We start from the raw sequence: 1,482 nt of genomic DNA on the forward strand, positions 1-1,482 counted from the left end.
ACCGACGATATTCATGTCGACTTCCCGCATTTGACCGTGCCTGCCTTGCTGATGACAGCCGAGCGTGGTGACGTGGTGCGTGATGAAGATGTGGCCGAGATTCAGCAGTTGGCCCCTGGCGTTCAGCACGTTCGCGTGCCTGATGCCGGTCACATGATTCCTTGGGATAACGAAGCAGGCTTTTACGAAGCCTTCGGTGACTTCCTGGGCCAGCGCTTGGTGTGATGTTGAAAGGGCCGCATGGGCGGCCCGTCGTGATGCAAAGGTTCCGCGTCAGTGTCGGAACCTTTCACAAGGAGAGACAAGATGGCAGTTAGTGATTACCAACTTATCGAGGCATGGCAAGAAGTGCTACGCCTGTCCAAGCTGCAGGCCGGTCAAACCGTGACCTTGCTGACCAGCTCGACCACGCACCCGCAAACCATGCAGTGTGCGCAGATTGCCGCTCAGTCCATGGGTGCAATTGTGAATCGCCTGGACTTGTTGCCGGTCAACGCGGAAAAAGCCTTGAGCCGTGACTCGCTGGCCTACCTGGGTACGACCCCGCTGACGGGTAACGAAGCAGCGATTGCAGCCCTGAAGGCTAGTGATCTGGTGCTGGACTTGATGACCCTGTTGTTCTCGCCCGAGCAGATCGACATTCTGAAGTCGGGCACGAAGATTCTGCTGGCGGTGGAGCCACCAGAAATTCTGGTTCGCACGGTGCCAACGGAAGCGGATCGTGCACGCGTGACTGCGGCGGCCGCTTTGATCAAGGCCGCCAAGGAAATGAGCATCACCTCTCCTGCCGGTACTAATTTGCGTTGCCCGCTGGGTGAGTTCCCGGCGATTCGTGAATACGGTTTTGTGGATGAGCCCGGTCGTTGGGACCACTGGCCCAGCGGTTTTGTGCTGACCTGGCCGAACGAGCTGGGCACTAACGGCACCATCGTGATCGACAAGGGCGACATCCTGTTGCCACAGAAGAAATACTCTACCGAGCAGATCATTCTGACCGTGGAAAACGGCTATGCCACCAAGATTGAAGGTGGTATCGAAGCCGAGCTGCTGGACGAATACATGAAGACCTTCAACGATCCCGAAGGTTATGCCATTTCCCACATTGGTTGGGGTTTGCAGCCACGCGCTCACTGGTCCACCTTGGGTCTGTACTCGCGTGAGAACACCATTGGCATGGATGCGCGTGCGTTCGAGGGTAACTTCCTGTTCTCCCTGGGCCCGAACAATGAAGCTGGCGGCAAGCGCACAACCGCATGCCACATTGATATTCCTTTGCGCAATTGCACGGTCAGCCTGGATGGCCGCGCTGTCGTGCGTGATGGCAAAGTACTGGACGGAGGCGTTGGTGAGTACGAATGAGGGAGCGGTTTACGCTCAACAAGGGTTTGGGTCGACATTGGAGCCTAAAGCTCCTTACGGCTTGTTGATTATTGATCTGGTGAATGGCTTTGCGGATCCTGCCGTGTTTGGTGGCGGCAATAT

2 protein-coding genes are annotated in these 1,482 nt (G+C 56.7%); both read left to right on the forward strand.

From position 1 onward, the window contains the following. On the forward strand, window positions 1-225 hold a 225-nt coding region (locus tag ACLPGZ_RS19575), incomplete at its 5' end, for an alpha/beta fold hydrolase (protein WP_429641893.1). Window positions 226-306: 81 nt separating this feature from the next. Next, window positions 307-1,359: a M29 family metallopeptidase gene (locus ACLPGZ_RS19580; RefSeq protein WP_045931261.1), complete on the forward strand. Its 1,053-nt coding sequence runs from the start codon at window positions 307-309 to the stop codon at window positions 1,357-1,359. Window positions 1,360-1,482: the final 123 nt, after the last annotated feature.

The organism is Alcaligenes sp. Me129, from assembly GCF_050487245.1.
GTDB classification, from domain to species: domain Bacteria; phylum Pseudomonadota; class Gammaproteobacteria; order Burkholderiales; family Burkholderiaceae_B; genus Alcaligenes; species Alcaligenes phenolicus.